This is a genomic window from Rahnella woolbedingensis, from assembly GCF_003602095.1.
In the GTDB taxonomy this organism is placed as follows: Bacteria; Pseudomonadota; Gammaproteobacteria; order Enterobacterales; family Enterobacteriaceae; genus Rahnella; species Rahnella woolbedingensis.
The window spans coordinates 87,762-104,517 of record NZ_RAHH01000017.1; the positions used below are offsets into that span (position 1 = coordinate 87,762).

The window sequence follows — 16,756 nt, forward strand, 5'->3', positions numbered from 1 at the left end:
CAGAACATGACTTTTTCTACCCATACCGTATCTACCGACTGGCTGGCGAAGAATCTGAACTCACCGGATGTAGTCATTATCGATTGTCGTAAATCCAAACCAGGCATTACGCCACCGGTAGATTTTCACGGCAAATATCTTGAAGCGCATATTCCCAATGCGATTTATGTGGAAGTTGACAGCATTTCCGACTGCACAACCGGCCTGCCGCATATGATGCCGACCGCAGAGGAATTCGCTGCGTCGATGAGCCGTTTAGGCGTGGCGGATACGCAAACCGTCGTGCTTTATGATGAAGGTGATTTGTTCTCTGCACCGCGCGTGTGGTGGATGCTGACCAGTTTCGGCGCGAAAAGCGTGCGCGTGCTGGATGGCGGCCTGAATGCGTGGATTGCCGAAGGTAAACCGACCCAATGCGGTGAGCACACCCGCGTCCCTTCAACATTTAATGCAAAACTGGTGCGTCCGGTCGTCGTCAGCGCAGAACAGGTCAAAGACGCGCTCGGCAAGGTACAGATTATCGACGCCCGTTCGCTGGCGCGTTTTAAAGCCGAAGCACCGGAACCCCGTCCGGGTCTGCATGGCGGCCATATTCCCGGCAGCCTGAGCGTACCTTTTACCGAGCTGACACAGAACGGACACCTGAAATCGCCACCGGAACTGAAAGCCACGTTTGAAAAGCTGGGCGTAGATCTGGATAAACCGGTGATCACCAGTTGTGGCTCCGGTGTGACCGCCGCGGCGCTGGCGTTCGGACTGGATTCTCTTGGCGTTAAAAATGTGCAGCTTTACGACGGTTCATGGGCTGAATGGGGCGATGTGAACGAAGATTTCCCCATCGAAACGCACTGATTTAACGACGCGTAAGAAATCAACGCCGGGTTCTCAGACCCGGTTTTTTTATGTGATATTTCAGGGAGTCATGACGTCGTCAGTTCACGCACGCCAAACTCCTGAGCAATGTTTTTCATCAATGTAATCACGCCATACGCCTGACGTGGCACTTCACTGAACTCTTCAATCAGCAGCGGTTTACTGACCGGCTCGTGTGCAATTTCATGCAGTGCCTGACGCAAAATGGCCAGATGTTCCGGCGAAGTTTGTGGTGAAGTGATCAGCGGCAAACCCGGCACGGCTGCCGTCTGGCCGATAACCACCAGGCCGCTGAGCGCTGACGGCTCGTTACGGTGCAGAAGTTCCAGCGTCACGCAGTCGATCGCCGTCATATCTGCCCGGTTTTGCTGAACATAATGCAGAGATTCGCGGTGACTGCCGGTGGCGGCAGCCTGAGAGAAGAATCTCCCTACCTGTGCCAGCGGAGCCACCAGCGCGCGCAGGCTATTGTATCCGGACTGCGAATCAGTGCTGTTGAACGCCAGTCGCCGGTGACGAAAATCAGGCAAATGCAGTTTTGCATCTTCATCACGCGCCAGCAAAAAACTGCGGTAACGATAACCGTCGCAGCCCGGCGCCCGGTAACTAAAAGTGCCGACCAGCTGAACATCCGGCAGGCTTTCTACCAGCGGAAAGCCACAGGTCTGACTCAGCAGCAAATCCATCTGCTGCCAGTGCGTGAATAAATCCTGCGGCCAGCTCAGCGATTGCGGTGTGGCATCCAGGCCTGCGCGCTTGAGCTTTTCCCGCAGAACATCAGCGAAAGCTTCCACGTCCGGTTCAGAGACAGCATACATCGGTAAAGACATCAGCATTATCCGGCTACTCCGTCAGGGGTTTACTGCTGATAATCATAGTCGCTGCGCGCGGTTTGCGTTGGCTCACGGGTGCTGGCAAAGGGATGTGCTTCCACACTGACCGGACTGTGCGTGTGTTGCCGGAACCACTGCCGGTACCCTTTCACCACAAATCCCTCGCTGCGCGCTATGTAGGCTTCGCGTTCGGCAAAATACACCTGTCGTAGAGCAAACCACGGCACACCCGGCAAATCGTGATGTACCAGGTGATAATTGAGATTAAGAAACAGGAGCCGCCAGAGAATACCGGCTTCATTGAGCGCTGAGCGTGCCTGCGGCGAATGTTCGGCGCGATGTTCATAAAAGGAACGGATTTTAGTCAGGCTCAGCGCCGGATAGCTCACCGCCAGAATGAAGTACCCGGCTGACAGGCCGCGAAGCGACATCCAGTACAACAATCCTGCCAGCAAAACTGCGTGAACTCCCCACATGCCGACCGTACGCCATTCCCCGCGAATTACCGCTGTCAGCGCGCCGGTCAGCGTGGCGGAAATATCCAGCAGCGGCGCGATAAGCATCCGTCCCGGCAATGTATTACGCAGACGGACAACCGTCTTCATCGCCGGAGACAGACTTTCCCAGCTGGCACGGCTGAAATAATAAGCCTCAGGATCGTCGCCCGGCAGCGTCAGATGTTCATTACGGTGATGCTGTAAATGCGTGTCACGGTACAGGCCATAGGGATACCAGACCGCCAGCGGCAGCGTGCCGAGCAGCTGATTCAGCCAGGGCTTGCGGGTCGGATGGCCGTGAATGAGCTCGTGTTGCAGCGACATGTACCAGGCCGTGAACCAGATAAGCGCAGGCGTGGCAATCCACGGACTGAGATCTTGCCAAAAATACACCAGCGCAAACCAGCCGCTGTAAACCGTGACGATCAGCGTCCAGGTAGGGATTTCAAGCCGCCACCAGAAACGGGCGGAACGTGAAGCGATGTCTGCCCGCTGACGGGCACTGAGGTAAAACGAGGAGGACGCCATAATGTGCCAAAGTGAGAAACCTTTGGCACATTATCTGGCAGAGGAAAGCCGCCGCTAACTAACTTAAAACGCAATCTATTGCCAGTCAGCGGCTTAAGACATCAGCCCTGCAAATCCTTTTGCACTGCCTGATTAAATTGCTCCATCGGGCAGAAACCTTGCTTATCAACAGTACAGCCTTCGATTTGCAAGGTGACGCGTTCCGGTGGATTTTTCAGGCTCAGCGCCACATTGTTGCGCAGCTGACGGGCGGTCGGATAAACATACTCAATCTTCATCAGATCTTTATCGGTCTTTTTGTCATGCCAGCGTTGGAAGACCACGGTTCCGTTGATTGGCGTCCGTTCGTACTGACCCGGCAGCTGGTAATCTTTGGTTTTCAGCGCCGCAAGCAGTGACGCGATATTGGAATCATGCCCGACCAGCACGGCCAGTTTTGCCTGCCGTGCGGCTTTCTGATCCGCGGTCGTCGCCAGTTTTGGATCCAGCGCACCGGAAATAAAGGTCAGCAACGGTTTAGCCGCATTGGCAGCAATCGCCGGCGAGCCGAACAGCGTTTCGTGATAAAGGTTTTTGATATCCTCGAGTTTCTTCCACTGCTCCGGCGTCGTAATTTTCCCCCACGCCACGTCTTTCATCGGATAGCCTTCGTAATATTGCAGCATAAACGCGTCCGCCGCGCCGGTCGCCATACGCAGCGGCCCCGTGATACCCGGTTCTTTACCCTGCGTCAGCACAACTTCTGAAGGCTGCGAGGCCAGATCGCACTGCTGTTTTTCTTTGCAGATTTTACTGTTTTTATAATCAAGGATACTTTCCAGCAGCTGGTAGTTTGGCTTGAGTCGCTGATTCAGTCCTGCCAGACCGCCATCCCCCGCATGCTGATTAACCGAATTCAGCGCGCTGGTTTTGAAATTATCATTGACTTCTGCGGTGATAATCGGATTAAACACCGGATCCATTTTGCCAATTTCTACGCGGTTAATAACGGAAACATCGCAGCCAGGGAAAGCCCCGGTGGAAAAATGTTTCGCGGTATCAATGGTGCGCGGCAAACTGTTGGCATACGTAAAGACCTGCGCATTTTCCGGACAGCCGGTCGCTGGCAGTAATTTATCTTTCGCCAGCCACGCCCTGAAGTACCGGCCCATATGTTCAGAATTCTGGCCGCCTTTGGGTGTCAGCAACCCGCCTTCGGTTTTCCACACCGGCCAGGTGTGCGTCGTGGATTCGGCGAGCACATCACCGTAATTGACCAACGGCGCGCGGATGCCATGGCGGCTGAGCACCAGCACTTGCTGGAGTTCTAAATTTTCAGACTGAGCCGCCTGAGCGGCCGGAAGCGAAAGCGGTAAAACGCAGGCAAGTGCAGACAACGCAAGATAACGGGACGCTTTTTTCACAAGTGATCCTCTTAATGAATAGTTTTGTAGATTCCCTGAAAACAAAAAACACCACAAAAACCAACGGATTGATTCTTGCGGTGAATTTTCAGCATAGTGGAATATTCGCCAAAAGGGAGGGATCAGGTTCACATCCTGAACCCGGTCTTTGTTCAGTCACAAAGAAAGCAACTCAGAACTGATACCGCAGCCAGGCAAAGAAAACGTTGCCGTTGTTATAGGTTCCCGGAATATACGTCGCCTGAAATGTCAGTTTGTCATAACCGATGGAAGCCAGCGGTAAAACGATGGGTATCGGAATATAGGCGTAGTCATCACGCGCCGTGACCGCCGCGGTATATCCTAAACCTAAACGAAAATTTTTATCTTCCGCAGGCGTCCATATTTTTTCCCAGCCGTAGCCACCGATAGGTTCCCATTTATTATGAGAGTCCTTAAACGCCATAAAATAGATGCCGTTCCAGTTTCCTTTTTCATCGTAGCGGGAAATGCCATACCCCCCGCCCCACGGGCGCTCATTATATTTGTCCGTTTTCTCTTTATCGTAAGTTAAACGGTTATGCCAGGTAATCACCGGCAGATACAAATCCTGTGAATCGGAATCATTCCAGGTCGTTGAAACTTTCTCTTTAAAATCTGACCACGTGTCTGAAAAACTGAATCCCTGCTGCTGACTTTCTGGCGTAGTGACGGGATGGACTCCGCTATTTGTCGCCCAAGCAAGCGGACTGCCTAATAGAATAAATAAAAAATAAATTTTCCCAATGAAATTTTTCAACCGCATAATAATTCTCACTTCTTTTTGAAGCTTTATCATATACAAATCATGGTTGAAGAAGTTAAACGCGGACATAACAAAAAACGGCTGCACACTATAATTATATGAAATTACAGTAGTTGGGTTTTTATTTATCGGAATTATCTGTCATGTACTTACGACAGGTTTATGTTATTCAGACGCTATCTTACAGAAGAGTCTTACAGATTGGTCTTAGAAATCCCACCGGAACCAGCCAAAGAGTACATTCCCTTTCGTGCTAGTTCCCGGTACGTATGTGGCCTGGAAAGTCAGCCGGGAATAGCCTGCGGAAACCAGCGGCAATACCATCGGAAACGGCACGTAATCATAATTGTCGCGCGCTGAAACAGCGGCGATATATCCAACTCCCAAACGAAGTTCTTTATCATCCAGCGGTTGCCATATTTTCTCATATCCGTACCCCGCCACCGGTTCCCAGTTATTAAAGGAGTCTTTAAAGGCCATAGCATAAAGCGCATGCCAGTTGCCCTTTTCATCATAACGGGAAACACCATAACCACCGCCCCAGGGGTGTTCATTATATCCATCAATTTGTTTTTTACTGTGTGTGTGCCGGTTATGACGCGTCAGCACAGGAAGAAAGAGATCCTGACTTTGCGGTGCATTCCATGTTTCAGTGATATTATTTTTAAAAGAATCCCATAGCCCTTCATTATTTCCCTGAGAAGAAACATTCTGCCCGCCAGAATTAATAACGTTTTCCTGCGCCTGTACATTAATGGACAGTAATAATGAAAGCGTAAAAATTAAACATGGGAGTACGGCACGTGAATTCGCGTGAATGACATTATTCATTAGCGTATAAGCCCTGTTGAGTTGACCCGGGCATTATATGATGCCTTACACATATAAATAGTTAATGACAAATTAAGTAGCAATAAAACTCATGAATATTCTAGAGCCATTTCATTGAAAAACAGCCAGTTATGAATTATTTGCCACCTCATTTTTGACACATTTATTTACACTCATAAACTTCAGACAAAAAATATTTTATTTCCTGATAATCAGACATAAAAAAATCCGCAGGCTTTCGCACTGCGGATTTTTATTACCAGCGCTGTTTTACGATTAGCCCAGCTGTTTACGCGCGTTACGGAACATACGCATCCACGGGCTGTCTTCGCCCCACTCTTCCGGATGCCAGGAGTTACTGACGGTACGGAAAACGCGCTCAGGATGCGGCATCATGACGGTAACACGGCCTGACAGGTTGGTGACCGCCGTAATGCCGTTCGGTGAACCGTTCGGGTTCGCCGGATAGGCTTCGGTCGCCTGACCGTTGTTGTCCACGAAGCGCAGCGCCACCAGATTGCTGTGCTCAATTTGCGCCAGATGCGCCGCGTCACGCACTTCCACATGGCCTTCGCCGTGTGACACTGCGATTGGCATGTGTGAACCGGCCATACCCTGCATGAACATTGACGGACTGGCGGTGACTTCTGCCAGACTGAAACGCGCTTCGAAGCGGTCAGACAGGTTGCGCACGAAACGCGGCCAGTGTTCTGCACCTGGGATCAGCTCTTTCAGGTTCGACATCATCTGGCAGCCGTTACACACACCCAGCGCCAGAGTTTGCGGACGGTGGAAGAATTCTTCGAACTCTTCACGCACGCGGTCATTGAACAGAACAGACTTCGCCCAGCCTTCACCCGCGCCCAGCACGTCACCATAAGAGAACCCGCCGCACGCCACCAGCGTGTGGAAATCCTGCAGATCACGGCGACCGGCCAGCAGATCACTCATGTGCACGTCAACCGCATCGAAACCAGCGCGGTGGAAGGCGGCAGCCATTTCAACGTGGGAGTTCACGCCCTGCTCGCGCAGTACCGCCACTTTCGGACGCGCACCCTTCGCAATGTAAGGCGCAGCGACATCTTCGTCAGGGGCAAATGTCAGTTTGACGTTCAGACCCGGATCCAGATCGTTGGTTTTCGCCTGATGTTCCTGATCGGCACATTCAGGATTATCGCGCAGACGCTGCATCTGCCAGGTCGTTTCCGCCCACCAGGTACGCAGCGTGGTGCGGCTTTCGCTGTACACCGGCTTGTCACCCGAGGAAATAATGAAGCGGTCACCGGTTTCAACCGTGCCGAGGTAATGCGTACAATCCGCCAGACCAAAATCAGCCAGCGTTTTCTCCACCGCTTCACGGTCTGATGCACGAACCTGGATAACGGCACCCAGTTCTTCGTTGAATAATGCCGCCAGCGAGTCGTTGCCCAGCGCGGCGATATCTGCGGTCAGACCGCAATGTCCGGCAAAGGCCATTTCGGCCAGCGTCACCAGCAAACCACCGTCGGAACGGTCATGGTAAGCGAGCAATTTCTGCTCAGAGACCAGCGCCTGCATAGCGTTAAAGAAGCCACCCAGTTGTTCAGCGCTGCGCACATCTGCTGGCGTGTTGCCGAGCTGGCGGTATACCTGAGCCAGCGCCGTTGCACCCAGTGCGTTGTGACCCGCACCTAAATCAACCAGCAGCAGCGCAGAGTCACCTTTATCGGTACGCAGTTGCGGCGTTACGGTGTGGCGCACGTCTTCGACACGGGCAAAAGCCGTGATTACCAGCGACAGCGGAGAGGTCATCTCGCGTTGCTCGTTACCTTCCTGCCAGCGGGTTTTCATCGACATGGAGTCTTTGCCGACCGGAATGGTGATACCCAGCGCCGGACAAAGTTCTTCGCCTACGGCTTTTACGGCAGCATACAGACCCGCATCTTCACCCGGATGACCGGCCGCAGACATCCAGTTTGCAGAAAGCTTGACGCGTTTCAGGCTGCCGATTTCGACCGCAGCGATGTTAGTCAGCGCTTCACCCACGGCCATGCGGCCAGACGCTGCGAAATCAAGCAGCGCGACTGGCGCACGTTCGCCCAGGGACATCGCCTCGCCGTGATAGCTGTCGAGGCTGGCGGTAGTAACCGCACAGTCAGCGACCGGGATCTGCCACGGGCCGACCATCTGATCGCGCGCGACCATACCGGTGACGGTGCGGTCGCCGATGGTGATCAGGAAAGTTTTTTCCGCCACGGCAGGCAGATGCAGAACGCGTTTTACCGCTTCAGTAATCTGAATATTTTCCGCATTCAGTTCGTCGCCTATAGCTTTCAGCGTGGTGACGTCGCGGGTCATTTTCGGGGTTTTACCCAGCAGAACGTCCAGCGGCATATCAATCGGCTGGTTGTCGAAATGGCTGTCTTCCAGAGAAAGATGCATTTCTTCGGTCGCTTCACCGATCACCGCGTAAGGTGCGCGTTCGCGCTGACAGATAGCATCAAACTGTTCCAGCTGAGCAGGCGAAACCGCCAGCACGTAACGTTCCTGCGATTCGTTACACCAGACTTCCAGCGGGCTCATGCCCGGTTCATCGTTGAGGATATCGCGCAGCTGGAAACGGCCACCACGGTTGCCATCGCTGACCAGCTCCGGCATGGCGTTGGATAAACCGCCCGCGCCGACATCATGGATAAACAGGATCGGGTTGGCTTCGCCGAGCTGCCAGCAGCGGTCGATGACTTCCTGACAACGACGTTCCATTTCCGGGTTGTCGCGCTGTACGGAAGCAAAATCCAGATCCGCATCAGACTGACCGGACGCCATAGAAGACGCCGCACCGCCGCCCAGACCGATATTCATCGCCGGACCGCCGAGCACAATCAGTTTCGCGCCAACGGTGATTTCACCTTTCTGCACGTGATCCGCACGGATATTACCGATACCGCCCGCCAGCATGATCGGCTTGTGGTAACCGCGCAGCTCAGGGCCGTTGTGGCTGTTGACGTTTTCTTCGTAAGTACGGAAGTAGCCCAGCAGTGCCGGACGACCAAATTCGTTGTTGAAAGCTGCGCCGCCCAGCGGGCCATCGGTCATGATATCCAGCGCGGTAACGATACGATCCGGCTTACCGAAATCTTCTTCCCACGGCTGTTCAAAGCCCGGAATGCGCAGGTTGGAAACGGAAAATCCGACCAGACCGGCTTTCGGTTTCGCACCACGACCGGTTGCGCCTTCGTCACGGATTTCACCGCCGGAGCCGGTTGCCGCACCCGGCCACGGAGAGATCGCCGTCGGGTGGTTATGGGTTTCAACCTTCATCAGGATATGCGCCTGCTCCTGATGGAAATCGTACAGACCGTCTTTCGCATCGGCGTAGAAACGACCGACCTGCGAGCCTTCCATTACGGCGGCGTTATCCTTATACGCGGACAGCACGTAATCAGGGGTCTGTTCGAACGTGTTCTTAATCATCTTGAACAGGGATTTAGGCTGAGTTTCGCCGTCGATAATCCAGTCTGCGTTGAAGATTTTGTGGCGACAGTGTTCTGAGTTGGCCTGTGCGAACATATACAGTTCGATGTCCGTCGGGTTGCGCCCCAACGACGTAAAGGCTTCCATCAGATAATCAATTTCATCCTGCGCCAGCGCCAGACCCAATTTGGTATTGGCGGCTTCCAGTGCGCCACGGCCAACGCCCAGGATATCCACATGCTGTACCGGCGCGGGCTGATGCTGCGCGAACAGCGCGCTGACGTCTTCAGGATGGGTAAAGACAGTTTCCATCATGCGGTCATGCAGCAAAGCGCCCAGCTCGTTCCATTGTGCTTCGGTCAGTTGCGGTGCCTGCACATAAAATGCCAGACCCCGCTCGAGGCGCAGAACCTGTGACAGACCGCAGTTATGTGCGATGTCGGTGGCTTTGGAAGACCACGGAGAAATGGTGCCAGGGCGCGGGGTAACCAGCAATAAACGACCGGAAGGAGCGTGTTCAGCGAGAGAAGGACCGTATTTCAGGAGGCGTTGTAACTTGGTTTGTTCGTCCGAGCTCAGCGGCGCGCTGACGTCGGCAAAGTGTACATATTCGGCGTAGATATCACTGACCGGAAGGCGGGCTTCCTGACAACGGGACAATAATTTGTTAATGCGAAAAGCCGACAAAGCGGGCGAACCACGCAGTATTTCCATAATCACAGATCTCTCGTCTTCGAAGACACTGACCACAGTGCTTCATTGGGCGCAACAGGGGGAAAACGCGGGCTATTATAAAGAAAGCTGGCGTCCGACGAAACCGTTTGCGTAGGGAATATTCATATTCCTTAATAACATTACATTTATCATGGCTATTATGAATAAAGTTGCAGACTGTCGTTTTGTTGAGCAAAATGCGTCAGCACTGGGGATATAACCATACTAACTGCACAGCATAGGTTAAAAAAACAAGAGCGCCGCAGCGAGATAACTATTTGACGCGACTAAAAATTAATTATGTTCTGATGGGGATTGCCGCCCTGTTACTGGCGCTGGCCTTATGGCCTGCCGTGCCGTGGCACAGGGGTGAAGGCGATCAGCTGGAACAGATAAAATCCCGTGGAGAATTGCGCGTAAGCACGCTTAATTCTCCACTGACTTTTATGGACTCCCCTGAAGGCAATCTGGGCTTCGATTATGAACTGGCTAAACGCTTTGCAGATTATCTGGGCGTGCAGCTGGTAGTGACTCAGCACACCACCATCGAAAGCATGTTCGACGATCTCGATCACGAGAAAGCCGACATGCTGGCTTCCGGTCTGGTGTACAACAATGAGCGTCTGAAAAACTATCGTGCCGGCCCGGAATACTATTCCGTTACCCAGCAGTTGGTTTACCGGCAGGGTGCCGCGCGCCCGAAAAGTTTCGCAGACATCAAAGGATCGCTGATGGTGTCTGCCGGCAGCGCGCATATCGCCACGCTGGAAGACGCCAGCAAAAAATACCCTGACCTCACCTGGTCCACCACCGACAAATTGTCACCACGCGATCTGTTACAACAGGTCGAGAATGGCAAACTCGATTATACGCTGGGGGATTCGGTCACTATCGCCCTGATGCAGCGCGTCTATCCACGCCTTGCGGTGGCGTTTGATGCCACTGACGACGAACCCGTCACCTGGTATTACCGCAAAAAGCCTGACGACGACAGCCTTTCTGCCGCCATGCTGGATTTCTTCAGTCAGATATCCGAAGACGGCACGCTGGAAAAGCTGGAAGAAAAATACCTCGGTCACGTCGGTGATTTTGATTACGTCGATACCCGTACTTTCCTTAACGCCATCGACAGTACGCTGCCGGATTTACAGCCGCTGTTTGAAAAATACGCCCAGAACATTGACTGGCGTTTGCTGGCCGCCATCGCTTATCAGGAATCCCACTGGGATCCGCAGGCTAAATCACCGACCGGTGTGCGTGGCGTGATGATGCTGACCCGTGCGACGGCCGGCGGGCTGAATGTGGATGACCGGACAGATGCCGAGCAAAGTATCCGCGGCGGCGCGCAGTATCTGTCGCATCTGATGGATAAAATGCCGGAATCTATTCCGCAGGATGAACGGATCTGGTTTGCGCTGGCGGCGTATAACATGGGTTACGGCCATATGCTGGATGCCCGTAAGCTGACGGCGCAGCAGAAAGGCAATCCGGACAGCTGGGCAGATGTAAAACAGCGCCTGCCGATGCTGAATCAGAAACGTTTCTTCAGCCGGACGACCTACGGTTATGCACGCGGAACTCAGGCGTATAACTACGTCGAGAATATCCGCCGCTATCAGCTCAGTCTGGTGGGATATCTGATGGAAAAAGAGAAGAAGCAGGCGCAGAAGGCTGCGCTACAGGCCCAACTGGGTCAGGGATATCCGGTGGTGGATGCACAGGAAGCGCTGGGAAAATAAGGCCTGAACAGCCTTATTCCGCTGAATTACCGGAAGTCGTTTCTCCGGTCTGAGCCGCGCGTTCTGCCAGACGGAGTGCTTTCTTCTGGCTTCGGCGAAATCGAAAAAACGCACTCAGCTGTTCAGAACAGGCATCCGCCAGAACGCCTGACGTAATTTCTATCTGATGATTCATGCCGGGGTGACGCAGAATATCCATCAGGGAACCGGCTGCACCGGTTTTGGCATCGGCTGCGCCATACACCACGCGACGGATACGGCTGTGGATCATTGCGCCGGCGCACATCACGCAAGGTTCCAGAGTCACATACAGCGTGGCATCCAGCAGGCGGTAATTTTGCACGGCGTTTCCGCCCTGGCGCAGCGCCATAATTTCCGCATGCGCCGTCGGATCATGATGTCCGATAGAACGGTTCCAGCCTTCGCCAATCACCTGATTGTCTAAAACCAGCACGGCGCCCACCGGTACTTCACCCTCCTCCTGCGCCTTCAGCGCCAGAGTCATTGCGTATTCCATCCAGCGTTCGTCGTCATTCATTTCTGCTAATTCTGTCACTGACACTTCAACCTCAGTCATTTTAATCCGCAGTCATTATACCTTTGTTAGCGCCGCCCGCCCACGGGCCATAATCACCAGCATGCGGCAGTTCATGAGCGGTACAGCAAATTTCCCTGAATGGTCAGAACTCAACACTCTGATAGCCGGACTCTGATAGCCGGAATGGCTTATGGAAATAGATAATAACCTTAAGTTTCATACTAATCAGACCGGAGAATCAGCCCGTTTAATCTGTCTATTCTTGCGCCAGATCAATTGATGTTACCGGTAACAATAATATGGTTTCTTTGACCCTACTTAGAGCTGACAACAAGGAAATGATTATGGCTACTGCAACTTTCTTTATCCCGTCCGTCAATGTTATTGGTTCTGGCGCACTCAATGATGCAGCCACCGCTATCGCGCAGCATGGTTTGCGCCACGCACTGATCGTCACGGATAAAGTGTTACTCGATATCGGCGTAGTTAAACAGGTTCAGAAATTACTGGCACAAAGCGATGTACAAAGCAGCGTTTATCATGGAACGCATCCTAACCCAACCACCCGAAATGTCCGGGAAGGTCTGGAGATCCTGAAAAAAAATGCCTGTGATTGCGTGATTTCACTCGGTGGCGGTTCACCGCATGACTGCGCCAAAGGTATTGCGTTGCTGGCCACTAACGGTGGCGACATCAGAGATTACGAAGGCGTTGACCGCTCTGCGAAACCCCAGTTGCCACTGATTTCTATCAACACCACCGCCGGTACAGCTTCTGAGATGACGCGTTTTTGCATCATCACCGATGAAGAACGCCACATCAAAATGGCTATCGTGGATAAAAACGTGACGCCGCTGATGTCCGTCAACGATCCGCATCTGATGGCCGGCATGCCAAAAGGGCTGACTGCTGCCACCGGAATGGACGCATTGACCCACGCCATCGAAGCTTACGTTTCCAGCGCGGCAAATCCGATTACAGACGCCTGTGCGCTGAAAGCGGTGACGATGATTGCTGATTCCCTGCGTAACGCGGTGAGTGACGGCAAAGACATGCTGGCGCGTGAAAATATGGCGTACGCGCAATTCCTCGCGGGTATGGCCTTCAATAATGCGTCGCTGGGATATGTTCATGCAATGGCGCACCAGTTGGGCGGGTTCTACGATCTTCCTCACGGCGTCTGTAACGCAGTGCTGCTGCCGTTCGTCCAGGAATATAATGCCCGCGTAGCCAGCGGCCGCCTGAAAGATGTGGCGGCGGCAATGCGTATTGATGTGGCGGGAATGTCGGATGCACAAGGCGCCAAAGCCTGTATAGAAGCGATCCGCAACCTAGCGCGGGATGTCGGTATTCCTGCCGGGTTACGTGACCTGAAGGTCAAAGAAGAAGATTTTACTACGCTGGCGACCAACGCGCTGAAAGACGCCTGTGCGATAACCAATCCTATTCAGGGTACGCATGAGGATATCGTCGGTATTTTCAAGGCGGCCTACTGATCACAACGATAAATGAGCCATAAAATACACAGCAAACAGGCCGGATTTCCGGCCTGTTTTTTATTGCGACACGCACTATCTGTTATTCAAGTTGCTGTTATTCAAGTTGCTGTAATTCGCCTTGTTTACTGACGCGAAAACGGTGCTCACAAAAGAACAGCAGCGGGTTGTCCTGTTTGCTGTCGCTGTAGCCGCTGTAAAGTTTAAGCGGTGAGCCAATCCGGCTTTCAAGCTGGACGACTTTTTCTTCCCCAAGACAGCGCAGAGGCAGCACCCAGCCACCTTTACCCCGCGCAATACGGCTGCCGACCAGGCGCACCTGCGGTAAAAACAGCGAAGTGTGGTAAACCTGCTGCACCAGATTTTCAGGCGAGCCGGTGATCAGCCAGACTTCGGTATCGTCGCTGTCCAGATACTCGCGCAACCGGCGCTGTACAACCGGAAATCCCACCACTTTCTCGCGAAACGCAGTGACGAATTGCAGCTCCAGGGCTTTGAGTCGCGCCTCACTGTGACCGAAGGTAATGGCCCACAGCAACAGGCTCATCGGCCATCGCGCAGCACGCCCGTGGACAAATAAGCCGATGGCAACCAGCGGCAGAACCGGCACGACCAGAATCAGGTTCTGCGGCATCCTCCGGAGCAGAAACCGCAGAAAACTCCCGAACATATCCTGCTGATGCAGCGTTCCGTCGAGATCAAAAAATACCACCCGTCGGTCAGGCTTAGTACTCAATCCATTACTCCTCGGGATCGTTGAACCCCATCAGCCAGGTAAAAATGAAACCTGCTAACACGGTAATGACTAAACCGGCCAGATACAACATCACTTTGCCGGAAATAATAGTCAGAGCCAGCGGCAATCCGGAAATCCCAAACGTGATAACCGTGGCGACTTTCCAGTAACAGATTAGCGCACCGCCGACGGCTCCGCCTAAACACGCGCCAATAAATGGCCGCCCAAGCGGCAGCGTCACCCCAAAAATTAACGGTTCGCCGATGCCCAGAATTCCCACCGGCAGCGCACCTTTAATCACCTTTTTCAGCCGGGCATTGCGCGTTTTCATGTAAACCGCAATCGCCGCGCCGACCTGTCCGACGCCCGCCATCGCCAGAATAGGCAGCAAAGGATTGGAACCATGCGCCTGAATCAGTTCCACGTGAATAGGCACCAACCCCTGATGCAGGCCTGAAAGCACCAGCGGCAGAAACGCCCCGGCCAGCACCGCGCCGACCCATAATCCGCCTTTATCGATAGCAATATTGACGCCATGCGCGATTCCGTCAGAGATATAGCCACCGATCGGCTGGAGGATAACAATCGCCAGCGTCGCGGTGATAAGCGTGGTGATCAGCGGATTGAGGATCAGTTCGACGGATTCCGGCAGCCACTGTCGCAGGCGCTTTTCGAGCCAGCACATTAGTGCGACGACCAGCAACACGGCTATCACCCCGCCGCGTCCCGGCTGTAATGTTTCGCCAAACAGCGTAATTTGCGCCAGCGCCGGACTGGAGAGGATCCCCGCCATCACGCCGCCCATAGCCTGCGAACCGCCAAAAACGCGGGCAGCATTCACACCGACCAGAATATTCATGATGGCAAACACGGCACCGCCGAAAATCGCCAGCAGGCCGAGAATATTGGGATAATCAGTCGCAATGGAACCGGCAATATCAGGCCGTTTGAGCAGATTGATAATGCCCATAATCAGACCTGAGGCGATAAACGCCGGGATCAGCGGAATGAAAACATCCGCCAGTTTGCGCAGCGCGCCACTCATCGGCGCAGAGTATTTGGCTTTCGCACTGGCTTTGTTGCGGGCAATATCACCTTCCCCCGCCGCACTGGCGGTGCCCGCCGGGCTCAGCAACAGGCGCATGGCATCCACCACTTTAGCCGCCGCGCCCGGCCCGACGATAAACTGATGCTGCTCACCCTGCTTCAGATACCCTTTAATTCCTTCCAGCGTTTTCAGGCTGGTCAGATCCAGACGTGCATCGTCATAAACTTCCACGCGCACGCGGGTCATGCAGTTTTCGAGCTTGCTGATATTTCCTTCGCCGCCCACACCCTGCAATATTTTAGAAGCCAGCAGGTGAGTTTTATCCATTGTTGTCGCCATGCTTTTCTCCTGATTTAGCCCGCCAGTGCTGCGCGCAGGAATCCGTTATGTTGCTCCAGACGTTCTTTCGCCTGTTGTGCATCAATGCCCGCCAGTAACATAAGAATGGCCGGTTTCACTTCGAAATCAGTCTGATAAAGCGCCAGTTCAGCATCACTTCGCGCTGCACCCGTAGCTTCCACAACAATGCGACAGGCACGATCCACCAGTTTGACGTTGGTGGCTTTCACATCGACCATCAGGTTCTGATAGACCTTGCCGGTTTTCACCATCGCACCGGTAGAAATCATGTTCAGAACCAGTTTTTGCGCAGTGCCGGATTTCAGACGGGTGGACCCGGTCAGCGCCTCGGGCCCGACAACCGGAGAAATCGCAATCGTCGCTACCTGTGCAATCGGTGAATCCGGGTTACAGGAAATCGCTACCGTGGCACAACCCTGTTCTGTGGCGTAACGTAACGCGCCGATGACGTAAGGCGTGCGGCCGCTCGCGGCTAAGCCGACAACGGTGTCATCCGCGCTCAGATTCAGATTTTTTAAATCTTCAATGCCCAGCGAGTCGCTGTCTTCCGCCCCTTCTACTGCTTTGAGCAATGCGCCCGGGCCACCGGCAATCAGTCCGACAACCATGCCGTGAGGCACACCGAATGTCGGCGGGCACTCCGAGGCATCCAGAACGCCCAGACGCCCGCTGGTTCCCGCACCGAGATAAATCAGACGGCCACCGGCTTTAAATGACGCTGCGGCTTTATCTACCGCCTGCGCAATCTGAGGCAGAACTTTACCGATCGCTTCCGGTACTTTGTAATCTTCGCGGTTAAAACAGGCCACGAGATCAGCCGTGGACATCTCATCGAGATTCAACGTGTCCGGGTTACGGGTTTCGGAAATGAGCGTGCCTAGATTCATCTGGGTGGTCATGATTGTCTCCTGAATTTTTAATTC

General features: G+C 53.6%; 13 protein-coding genes. 3 read left to right on the forward strand and 10 right to left on the reverse strand.

Annotated features, from left to right (window positions below):
- Positions 1–6: 6 nt before the first annotated feature.
- Positions 7–852 carry a 3-mercaptopyruvate sulfurtransferase gene (gene sseA / locus D6C13_RS15350; RefSeq protein WP_120133582.1) on the forward strand — a complete coding sequence of 282 codons (846 nt, stop codon included), beginning with the start codon at positions 7–9 and terminating at the stop codon, positions 850–852.
- A 68-nt stretch (positions 853–920) separates the two neighbouring features.
- Here the strand turns inward: sseA and D6C13_RS15355 are convergent, their stop codons facing one another.
- From D6C13_RS15355 to purL, 6 genes are all read right to left on the reverse strand, one after another.
- Complete coding sequence (locus D6C13_RS15355) at positions 921–1,709, reverse strand: phosphate/phosphite/phosphonate ABC transporter substrate-binding protein (RefSeq protein ID WP_208642901.1); 789 nt, start codon at positions 1,707–1,709, stop codon at positions 921–923.
- 23 nt (positions 1,710–1,732) lie between these two features.
- Positions 1,733–2,731 (reverse strand): fatty acid desaturase, encoded by a 999-nt coding sequence (locus tag D6C13_RS15360; RefSeq protein WP_120133584.1) that lies wholly within the window; start codon positions 2,729–2,731, stop codon positions 1,733–1,735.
- A 101-nt stretch (positions 2,732–2,832) separates the two neighbouring features.
- Positions 2,833–4,134, reverse strand: coding sequence for a bifunctional glucose-1-phosphatase/inositol phosphatase (gene agp / locus D6C13_RS15365; RefSeq protein WP_120133585.1), 1,302 nt, complete (start codon positions 4,132–4,134; stop codon positions 2,833–2,835).
- A gap of 172 nt (positions 4,135–4,306) precedes the next feature.
- The gene (pagP, locus tag D6C13_RS15370) at positions 4,307–4,918 is read right to left on the reverse strand and encodes a lipid IV(A) palmitoyltransferase PagP (RefSeq protein WP_120133615.1); all 612 of its coding nucleotides are present in this window, start codon (positions 4,916–4,918) and stop codon (positions 4,307–4,309) included.
- Positions 4,919–5,125: 207 nt separating this feature from the next.
- Positions 5,126–5,749 carry a lipid IV(A) palmitoyltransferase PagP gene (gene pagP, locus D6C13_RS15375; RefSeq protein WP_120133586.1) on the reverse strand — a complete coding sequence of 208 codons (624 nt, stop codon included), beginning with the start codon at positions 5,747–5,749 and terminating at the stop codon, positions 5,126–5,128.
- Between the two features lie 276 nt (positions 5,750–6,025).
- Positions 6,026–9,916, reverse strand: a complete 3,891-nt coding sequence (gene purL / locus D6C13_RS15380) for a phosphoribosylformylglycinamidine synthase (protein ID WP_120133587.1) — start codon at positions 9,914–9,916, stop codon at positions 6,026–6,028.
- Between the two features lie 278 nt (positions 9,917–10,194).
- On the opposite strand from purL, the gene mltF reads away from it, so the two are divergent.
- Complete coding sequence (mltF, locus tag D6C13_RS15385) at positions 10,195–11,655, forward strand: membrane-bound lytic murein transglycosylase MltF (RefSeq protein WP_120133588.1); 1,461 nt, start codon at positions 10,195–10,197, stop codon at positions 11,653–11,655.
- Between the two features lie 13 nt (positions 11,656–11,668).
- Here mltF and tadA read toward each other — a convergent pair whose 3' ends face one another.
- A complete protein-coding gene (tadA, locus tag D6C13_RS15390) occupies positions 11,669–12,232 on the reverse strand; it encodes a tRNA adenosine(34) deaminase TadA (RefSeq protein WP_120133589.1) in 564 nt (187 codons plus the stop codon).
- 305 nt (positions 12,233–12,537) lie between these two features.
- Here tadA and yiaY point away from each other — a divergent pair, with 305 nt between their 5' ends.
- On the forward strand, positions 12,538–13,689 hold the full coding sequence (yiaY, locus tag D6C13_RS15395) for an L-threonine dehydrogenase (protein WP_120133590.1): 1,152 nt from the start codon (positions 12,538–12,540) through the stop codon (positions 13,687–13,689).
- A 97-nt stretch (positions 13,690–13,786) separates the two neighbouring features.
- Here the strand turns inward: yiaY and yfhb are convergent, their stop codons facing one another.
- From yfhb to murQ, 3 genes are read right to left on the reverse strand one after another with little or no spacing between them, the layout of a single operon-like run.
- Complete coding sequence (yfhb, locus tag D6C13_RS15400) at positions 13,787–14,425, reverse strand: phosphatidylglycerophosphatase C (protein ID WP_120133591.1); 639 nt, start codon at positions 14,423–14,425, stop codon at positions 13,787–13,789.
- Positions 14,426–14,429: 4 nt separating this feature from the next.
- Positions 14,430–15,800: a PTS transporter subunit EIIC gene (locus tag D6C13_RS15405; RefSeq protein ID WP_120133616.1), complete on the reverse strand. Its 1,371-nt coding sequence runs from the start codon at positions 15,798–15,800 to the stop codon at positions 14,430–14,432.
- A gap of 26 nt (positions 15,801–15,826) precedes the next feature.
- Positions 15,827–16,720 carry an N-acetylmuramic acid 6-phosphate etherase gene (murQ, locus tag D6C13_RS15410; RefSeq protein WP_120133617.1) on the reverse strand — a complete coding sequence of 298 codons (894 nt, stop codon included), beginning with the start codon at positions 16,718–16,720 and terminating at the stop codon, positions 15,827–15,829.
- Between the last annotated feature and the right edge of the window lie 36 nt (positions 16,721–16,756).